The 8,313-nt window shown below is 37.4% G+C and carries 13 protein-coding genes and 1 tRNA gene; 2 read left to right on the forward strand and 12 right to left on the reverse strand.

Annotated features, from left to right (window positions below; genetic code table 11):
• Positions 1-286: 286 nt before the first annotated feature.
• Positions 287-370 (reverse strand) — tRNA-Leu (locus AC1DWN_RS04815).
• Between the two features lie 311 nt (positions 371-681).
• Positions 682-1,443, reverse strand: a complete 762-nt coding sequence (locus AC1DWN_RS04820; RefSeq protein WP_477557803.1) for a CAP domain-containing protein — start codon at positions 1,441-1,443, stop codon at positions 682-684.
• Positions 1,444-1,943: 500 nt separating this feature from the next.
• On the opposite strand from AC1DWN_RS04820, the gene AC1DWN_RS04825 reads away from it, so the two are divergent.
• Together AC1DWN_RS04825 and AC1DWN_RS04830 are read left to right on the forward strand one after the other, a co-directional pair.
• A complete protein-coding gene (locus tag AC1DWN_RS04825) occupies positions 1,944-2,030 on the forward strand; it encodes a putative holin-like toxin (RefSeq protein WP_268760193.1) in 87 nt (28 codons plus the stop codon).
• Between the two features lie 232 nt (positions 2,031-2,262).
• Positions 2,263-2,778, forward strand: a complete 516-nt coding sequence (locus tag AC1DWN_RS04830; protein WP_477557804.1) for a hypothetical protein — start codon at positions 2,263-2,265, stop codon at positions 2,776-2,778.
• A 70-nt stretch (positions 2,779-2,848) separates the two neighbouring features.
• Here AC1DWN_RS04830 and AC1DWN_RS04835 read toward each other — a convergent pair whose 3' ends face one another.
• The 10 genes from AC1DWN_RS04835 to AC1DWN_RS04880 all read right to left on the reverse strand — a co-directional run.
• Positions 2,849-3,196, reverse strand: a complete 348-nt coding sequence (locus AC1DWN_RS04835) for a hypothetical protein (RefSeq protein ID WP_477557805.1) — start codon at positions 3,194-3,196, stop codon at positions 2,849-2,851.
• Positions 3,197-3,276: 80 nt separating this feature from the next.
• Positions 3,277-3,807, reverse strand: coding sequence for a DUF3841 domain-containing protein (locus tag AC1DWN_RS04840; RefSeq protein WP_477557806.1), 531 nt, complete (start codon positions 3,805-3,807; stop codon positions 3,277-3,279).
• Positions 3,808-3,833: 26 nt separating this feature from the next.
• On the reverse strand, positions 3,834-4,010 hold the full coding sequence (locus AC1DWN_RS04845) for a GNAT family protein (RefSeq protein WP_477557807.1): 177 nt from the start codon (positions 4,008-4,010) through the stop codon (positions 3,834-3,836).
• A 15-nt stretch (positions 4,011-4,025) separates the two neighbouring features.
• The gene (locus tag AC1DWN_RS04850; protein ID WP_477557808.1) at positions 4,026-4,235 is read right to left on the reverse strand and encodes a cysteine-rich CWC family protein; all 210 of its coding nucleotides are present in this window, start codon (positions 4,233-4,235) and stop codon (positions 4,026-4,028) included.
• An 89-nt stretch (positions 4,236-4,324) separates the two neighbouring features.
• On the reverse strand, positions 4,325-4,927 hold the full coding sequence (locus AC1DWN_RS04855; protein WP_477557809.1) for an HAD-IA family hydrolase: 603 nt from the start codon (positions 4,925-4,927) through the stop codon (positions 4,325-4,327).
• A 71-nt stretch (positions 4,928-4,998) separates the two neighbouring features.
• Positions 4,999-5,538: a hypothetical protein gene (locus tag AC1DWN_RS04860; RefSeq protein WP_477557810.1), complete on the reverse strand. Its 540-nt coding sequence runs from the start codon at positions 5,536-5,538 to the stop codon at positions 4,999-5,001.
• A 565-nt stretch (positions 5,539-6,103) separates the two neighbouring features.
• Positions 6,104-6,580, reverse strand: a complete 477-nt coding sequence (locus AC1DWN_RS04865) for a GyrI-like domain-containing protein (RefSeq protein WP_477557811.1) — start codon at positions 6,578-6,580, stop codon at positions 6,104-6,106.
• Positions 6,581-6,922: 342 nt separating this feature from the next.
• Positions 6,923-7,099, reverse strand: a complete 177-nt coding sequence (locus tag AC1DWN_RS04870) for a hypothetical protein (RefSeq protein ID WP_477557812.1) — start codon at positions 7,097-7,099, stop codon at positions 6,923-6,925.
• Positions 7,100-7,120: 21 nt separating this feature from the next.
• Entirely contained in the window at positions 7,121-8,005 is an 885-nt protein-coding gene (locus AC1DWN_RS04875) for a sugar phosphate isomerase/epimerase family protein (protein ID WP_477557813.1), read from the reverse strand.
• Between the two features lie 108 nt (positions 8,006-8,113).
• On the reverse strand, positions 8,114-8,313 hold a 200-nt coding region (locus tag AC1DWN_RS04880), incomplete at its 5' end, for a glycoside hydrolase family 125 protein (RefSeq protein WP_477557814.1).

The raw sequence follows: 8,313 nt of genomic DNA on the forward strand, positions 1-8,313 counted from the left end.
ATATCGGTCAGCGGGACATCGAGTGACAAAACTGCTCAAGAAATAGGAAGGTAAGCACCGCCTACCTTCCCTTCCCCATCTACCTGCATCTTTTCAACAACGACCTCAATCGATACCTTGCCGCTCGCCGATTCCCACCGAATCGTATCACGCTGAGCAACAAAAAAAACACTTCCTTTATCGGCATATTCGTACCGTAAGAAAGTGGTTTAGGTGAGCAAAAAAGGGTTCTGGTTAGCCCACTAGATTTCTAGGCTTCCCAAAACCCTTGAAAGTGCTTTAAGGATGCGGCCAAGAGGACTCGAACCTCCACGGTTGTTACACCACTAGAACCTGAATCTAGCGCGTCTGCCAATTCCGCCATGGCCGCATGATACATAAGGGCTTTCGCCTATTTATAAACTAAACTTTCATTAACACATAAAATAATATATAGTGTTTTTAAATCGGTGTCAAGTTATTTACATATCTTTCAGAAATAAAGCCGAAGACCGACCCTATGGATGGCTTTAGCTTCTTGCTGTGTTCTAATCACAATGAGTAAACGTCAGCTTTTGATGGCGATTAATATGACTCAGCATACTGTTACGATTAACAGCATGCTCGATATGTAAGCCGCTTGCGAACTTATTGTTCGCTAAGCGGCTCTTTTTCTACAACTTATAGTATTCAAAACGGTGGTTAGCCAATAAATTCTTGAACCCATTCTCCGTTATAATAAGCTATCCCGATTTGGGTAAAACTATTTTTCAGAATATTGGCTTTGTGTCCTGGACTGTTCATCCAATCATTCATAACTTGAGTAGGGCTGCCTTGGCCTTTTGCAATATTTTCTCCTGCTGTGGTATATGTGATCCCAAACTTCTTCATCATATCGAATGGAGACCCATGTGTCGGAGAATTATGATCAAAATAATTGTTGTCGTACATATCCTTTGCCTTGACCATCGCCATATTCGACAATTTACTATTCATACTAAGCGAGTTCAACCCCACTTTAGACCTTTCTTTATTAACCAAATCCAAAACCTGCTGTTCAAATTGAGATGCATTATTTGTTTGATCTGCTGGCTGTTTTGCCGGCGTTTGATTCGTTGGTGTTTGATTCGTTGGCGCTTGATTGGTTGGTGCTTGAGTAATTGGAGCTTGATTGGTTGGTGTTTTTACCGGTAACTGACCATTTAACCAATCAAACCAGTTTGAAGGATCAATTGGTGCTTGTTTCATCATAATAGATGATTTCCCTACCCGATCCGATGCTGTTGAAGATGCCTGTGTTAAGATTGAATTCGGTGTAGCAGTGTGGGCATGCGTTTCAATACGTGTTTGGTGTATTGGCTTAGGGGGCACTTGATTAGGGGTCACTTGCTTTTGTGTCATGTTGCCATTACTCGTACAACCAGTTATCAGTAATAGTGCTGCTAATACGATAATTCTTAACATTAATCCTACCTCCTCGATTATCAAACAGTGACGCTATCGAGTTTAAGGTTCGCTTCAGGCTCTTTATTTATTCCTTCATTGTCACTCCCTAAATATCCTTTATCTGAAACGATTAACCATTCACATTACTCCGGATAGTAATGACTTTAAGGGTTATGATAAGTTAATCACTTAACAAAGGAGTGCTTCCAATCATAAATTTTTTATTATAATTTGACTACCGTGTGTTCGAACTACATGATCATTAATACACTGTTATCTATATTTGTAGTCTTAATTACTCGAATGCAAAATATCCCTCACCTGCTAATGTCCCATGATAAATCACATTAATCCTACATATTTATAGCATACATTGCCTTCTTATCACTTTATGTAGAATAAACACTTACATCTATTTAGTTCATTATACACTTCCATATATACCCAATATACATTATGTTTACATAAGACGACTTGTACACGGCGGACACCTCACTAGAAAGGTGGAGGTTGTAAGCATGGATATATTTCAAGCTCTTTCAATCATGTTTGCATTTGGGTTATTTATACTCACACTGTTAACCTATATTGACAAGAGGAAATAATCTCATTTGGCACTAGTTTTGGTTTGAAACCATACTATATAAAACCGCCATTTACAAGCCTCCGTCGTACAGGTCAGGTCATCAATTGATCTGACTTTTTTTTATATGTAAGCAATAAATCATATGAATTATAACTTTTTTACGCATATGTTTAAAACTTGTTCTATACGTTTATCCTTATCGAATAACCCTTCACTCATTACTATCTTCATTTAAGGAGAATTATTAATCCGTGGATTCAACCCTGGACTTATTAATAAAAAAAGCATATGCCAATCCTAGTTTGAGACAAAACATTCTGAATAAAGGTATGATGTTCCTTTACTGCGATTACGCTGGCTTTGTTACACATAATGATTATGGTGTAGCTTGCTGTATAGTCTACAATCGAACTATAAATGTTACCTCCAAGAAACTTTTAATCGAACAAGACGGAGGTTCAAATTATGGCGAATTACTTGCTATCGTTTACAGTCTTGAATTACTCACTAAAGCATTAGAAGAACATCGACCGAAAGCTGCAATCATATTTACTGATTGTAGTTCTATAACCCGAATTTTATCAAAAGACTACTTTCCACAATCGCATCTTGAAAATGCAAGAGATGAAATATTATCTTCTCTAAGTAATTTGAATAATAGGTTTCCAGAAGTTGAAGTTAGTGTAAAGTACATTAGCAATCACAAAAAGAATAATCATTTACACAGGATCGCTCATAATGCGTCTAGACAAGTTGCAAATATGTAATTCCACACGTTAATAGCTTAACTAGCTGCTCACTCCGTTCGTTATCCCTCTATATTTGGTTATAAACGCGTTAACTTAAATCGAATGTGGTCCAACCAACGTTAATAATGTCTTGTCTTAGCTTGGAGAATTTACGATAAGGATTAAGGCAAAATAATGAACGTGGGAAATCAAATTTTATTCGAGGGTCACTTAAGAATTCAATGTACATCGGCCTCGCTGTTACATCACGCCAAGCTACAGTTTTACTACGCTGCTTCAAGTCCTCTGCTTCTTCAATTGATATGTTATTTTGTTCTACCATGTATTTCACAAATCTACTATTACATATTTCAAAATCAATAAACTTCTCATTGTGATCATTATCCTTGTAGTACAATCCTTGTTCATCAATCTTCACGATATCTTTATACTTCAAAATGATCATCCTTTAGATATCCCACCAATATTGTCTAGACTTCTCTTTTTCGTCAGGTATTCATCCTGCAAAAAGTATATTTAAACCTTACTTTGCCTTCTAGATATGAAGTGTTCAGTTCTCTTAACCTTCTCAACAGAAATTCTACCTGTAACACCTTGAAGCCATCTATCTTGCGTCCCACACCAATAAGGATCTCTGTTTCTATTTAATTCTAATATCCGATTCCAGCTATCCTCTTTTGTTATATTTAATTTGCCATCATAATATTCATCATATTCTACTTCATTATCAGCGTTAAAAGAATCATTTAGAACAGAATGCCAATCTACAAAATCAGAAACCAAAAMATCCTTTTCATCTAATTCTATCCGCAGTCGAACACAGGATGTGTTACTCATAAAATGACCAGAAGACCGCATATCGGGTTTAATTAACCATAACCATATTGGGAATTCTCCTTTATAATTTGAGAGCCTTAGTCCCATTTGAGCCATCATCCATTGATATTCCTTGGGAAACATGGCGTATTCACCAGTTCCTTCTAAAAAACCTTGGTTCTTAAACCTTTCCCAGAAGTATTCAGTCTGGAGTGACCAGTATGTGGTCATTTTACCTCACCTTCTTATATAATTGACTATTCATTTGAACACTGCTCTCTTTTCCAAGTCATAATGAACTCTTTAGCAGAAGTGTTTTCATCCATTGATTCTCCTGAAATATTAAATCCATTTTTCAAATAAAATCCAAGAGCCTTTTCGTTTTCTTGATATACTTTTAATTCCAAATATTCTTTTTGATCTTTAACTCCCACCTAACATCGAGTTATTCAGTTTCGTAGTTTTTGAGTTTCGAATTCCTCCACACATTTGCTACAAATACAGACTTTATTTCTTAGTTCTACTGGTATCCGATCTAGCAGCTCTTGCGGCACCTTTGTGTGAAAACACCAACATTCCCCGCTTTGGACACTACAATGGTTCTCTCGTTCACACAATGGGCATAGGCGCTCATCTAAACGTCCAATTTCATTATTCAAATTTCGTCACCTCAAAATAAAATGATATGCTTTTTCATTAATACATAACGAATAAAGAGAATTCAGTCAGTTTAAAATTCCGCTGTTTCCTAATGAATGTTAGCTTTCTTTCTATACTTACCAGCCGAACTACTAAAGCCATAATCAAAAAAGTCAGAGTAATCGTTGAGATTATAATCAGCTGCTTGGCTTTTATTTTGAAAAAGACAAGTTTTAATCCCTAATTTTTGAGCTGGTAAAATATCAATCTCCCGGTCACCAATTGCTAAATGAATATAGTGTTTTTTATGCAAATATTCATAAGCTGACGTGTCAGGCTTTCGATGAAAACCGTCATCAATGGTTACTATATCAATAAAATATTTATCCCAACCGTAATGTTCCAATATAGCTAAAGCACCTTTTCTATCTTTATGTGTCATGATTACATTTTTGCTTGCAAATTTCAAGACTTCTTCAACTCCAACAAAGGGCTTTATCTGAACTGCAGACAATTCACTTTCTAATCTATCAATCTCTTTAATTTGCTTGGCAGTTAGTTTGTAAAATTCAATTGCATTAGAAAATGAAATTTTTAATTGAGCATAGATTTCATCACTATCAGCTTCTACTGCTAAAACTTGTTTTAATATCTGTGTATATGCAGGATACGTATCAAAAAGCGTGCCATCGAAGTCCCATAGAATATTCAACTATTGTTCCTCCTTTTAAAATAACAAGGCAGTTTGCCCAAAAGGATTAATACCTCCCATGAATAGTACTTTCATGTAAACTTGATTATTTCACCTGAACATTCACCAAGCTTCACATAGGCATACTGGATGGCATTATCCTCATTCTCAACCGCTTGCTCATATATCTCTTTATAACGTTGTTCTTCAGGTACCCATATATAAACTGTCAAAGTATAAGAACCATTCATAAATTTATCAACAATTACCTTATAATTCTCACTTGGTGATTTTATTACCTTTATTGTTTCTCCCTCATCTATTGAATCTTCACATTTATCAAATATACTTTCAAAATGATCTTCAGCGATTAGATGTTCTATCACTTCCTCAATGCGAGTACGACTACATTCATCAACAAGCAGCATATCACTGCTCCAATAATATTTACCTTGTAAACACTCGCCAGTTTGCCGATTCTCTTCAACAATTGTTTGAATGTACTTATATGTAAAAAATGATGCAACCCATCTTGACCCATCCTCAAATTTTACGATTACATCAGAAGTAGCATCGTGTATGTCCCATCCCGCTTCCCATTCTTCAGCTTCAATCCAGATAGAATACTTCATTTATTGTTCCTCCATCTCAGATAAGATCCATTTCCCAGCGTTTAGCCCAGCCCCTCCTATATAACAAAAATCCAACTAGATAGGTGATACACTTTACTTACTATAAAGAATCATCTTTTAACTAGACTCTGAGTCATCGAATCCAAAATGGAATGTCATTTCCCAAAGCCAATGGTCGATAAAACTTTCGATTGTCATTGACCGCATCTCATCATGAAGAGAATGCTTACAAAATAAGCGTTGCGAATGACTGTCCGCTTTTATATCTGCTAAACCTTTTAGTTTCAATATTTGATATTAAATAAGGCTACAAAAGGATGAGCTTCGATTTAGTTTCAGTGGATGAACTAAATCGCTGGATTCGATAGCTCCACCCCTCTTTCCAGCGAATTAGGTGCATTTTCTGAAACTAATTCGTCTCTAATTCCGCATTTACTCTCATTTATTTCACAAAGTGAAACTAAATGATCATAACCTCCAAGCCGTAAGATGAATATGTACTTTCAAAGTGATATCCTATCTATTTACCTATACTTGTCATCCCACTTTTGTTATTTGCCTCGGCTTAAGCTTCCAAGGGCAAATATATGTCAATAGTGCCCTCTTCTTGTTCAAGCGAATCCCTATTAACCCAATACTCGAAATCAAAAGACCGAGAACTGCAGATTCCTTTATCTCGGATTGAATCATAGGTATCTCCTATTGTGGATTCGGTTCCCTGATGAGTAACCTTCACATATTTCCCATCCGGAATAGTATGCTGAACTAATCCCTCAGGGATATGGGCAAAAACACTAACTTCTACCGCAACAATACTTACGAACGGAACATCAGRCGTCCATTCATCATCTGAGTAAACTTGAACTAAGTAAATCCCTTCATTATCTAATTGGTTTGCAATCTCATGTCGCTTGCCAAAAAGTTCTTCGCGTAATCTTCCAATAATTCCGGATTCTAGATCTTCGTTTAACGAAGCGGTTACCGAGTACCCAACCAATTTCGTTTCCTCTCGTTCCAGCGTTTGCACTTGTTCCATTGTCATTTATGACACAACTCCTTATTTGTAACTATGAACAGAGCCATAGACTATTTTTAATCGATTATACTATACAAGTAGACACTTGGAAGTCATTTCAAATTCCCGTCGAATAGAAAGGGGAACACATATATAATTTTAAAAAGGAAAATAAAGAAATAGAAAAAAAGGCACCTCTATAAGAGATGCCCCAAAATCTACTCAACAGTAATGACTATAAATCGATATTGCATCTTTGGAATCATTGCTTTTAATAATACCCAATTTATATATCTCTTCCACGTAATATGTTGTAGGTTTAACTTTGAGATCGTTTAATATATTCAAGAATCTTGTCATTCAATTGGCTTACTCTTGAGTAGTGAGAGATTCCGGATTGAAATCCAACTCGATGCCCCAGTCATGGGGCAGATTTACCTGCCTCCATGCTGCATCATTATAATCAGGCTGCTGCGCCCCAGCAAGGGAGCTGTCAAGCTCCCTTTGAAAACGCCAATTATCGTTTATATTAAGTCTTCTGCCCAACTAAATAACCTCACTCTCAGATTATTGCTTAACGTCAGCCTCTTGCCAGAAGCGGCGTAAATTGTCCATAGCTATCTTGGAAGCGGATTTACATTCTTCCATACCTTCGAATTCTACTGTTATATTGCCGTCGTAACCTGATTCCTTGATCAGTTTCACGATTTTTCGAATCGGAATGTCACCGTGCCCTACGATCGCTCCGCGCAGGTAGTTTCCATGAGTTGTAGAAAACCATACCCCGTCGCCAGGATTTTCGTCATACGAACGGAAATAAAAATCTTTGAAGTGGACGAGTGACGCATACGGCAAGTTTTTCATTACCCCGATAATCGGGTTTTCATCTACGCACATGAAGTTCCCGATATCAAGCGTCGTCTTGAAGTTCGAACGATCTACCGCATGAAGGACACGTTGAACGCGGTCGCTCGCTTGCACGCTGAAGCCGTGGTTCTCGATCGTAGTCGTAATACCGAACTGTGCGGCATAATCGGCAATGATCTGACTCCCATTAACAATCAGAGGCAAGCTTTCCTCAAACCATGCGATCGTCATACATTCCTTCGGCAAAGTAAAGGCTGTTACATCGTGGCGCATATGCTTAATACCCATCCGATTTACGACATCGACATGTCTTTTCACACGTGCCATTTCTTCCTCGAAGGCTTCTTCTGTTGGCTGTACGAAGTTAGCTGGCATGGAATAGTTGGACAATTCAATGCCTACTGATTTCGCTTTTTCACGGATTGCATCCGCTAACTCAACATTATCCTCGACTGTATAACCGTAAGGGACAAGCTCCATGTGCTCACCGCCATTATCAGCAATCCATTGGACAACGTCCAAAATTGTCATTTCCTCTGACTTTAAAGCGTTCAACAAACTATATGTGCTAAGACCTACCTTCATCGCTTCCACCTATCCTATCATTCAAATTTGATTTCACTAGAGCTGCTAATAGCTACAAGATATATTGAAGTTTCAAAAGCTATAAGAGTTACAAAAAAACTAGAAGAGTTACAAAATACCTTTCAACATTGCATGGTTAACGAGCTGCGAAAAGAGACTGTTCGACCATGCAAACCATTTTCGTGTAAATTGGCTCGGATCATCAGAATGAAAACCCTCATGCATAAAACCAGTATCCGCATCGGTCACTTCCAATAGGTCAATCATCTCTCGCATTTCCTCATCGGTCGCTGCGGTTAGGCCTTGCA

The sequence above is a fragment of the Paenibacillus sp. P4_A7 genome, assembly GCF_056402455.1.

What these genes read in the sequence shown, in the direction of transcription:
- AC1DWN_RS04860 (WP_477557810.1), bottom strand. Translation starts at nt 5,538, where the DNA reads ATGAAGTATTCTATCTGGATTGAAGCTGAAGAATGGGAAGCGGGATGG.
- AC1DWN_RS04825 (WP_268760193.1), top strand. Translation starts at nt 1,944, where the DNA reads ATGGATATATTTCAAGCTCTTTCAATCATGTTTGCATTTGGGTTATTT.
- AC1DWN_RS04875 (WP_477557813.1), bottom strand. Translation starts at nt 8,005, where the DNA reads ATGAAGGTAGGTCTTAGCACATATAGTTTGTTGAACGCTTTAAAGTCA.
- AC1DWN_RS04820 (WP_477557803.1), bottom strand. Translation starts at nt 1,443, where the DNA reads ATGTTAAGAATTATCGTATTAGCAGCACTATTACTGATAACTGGTTGT.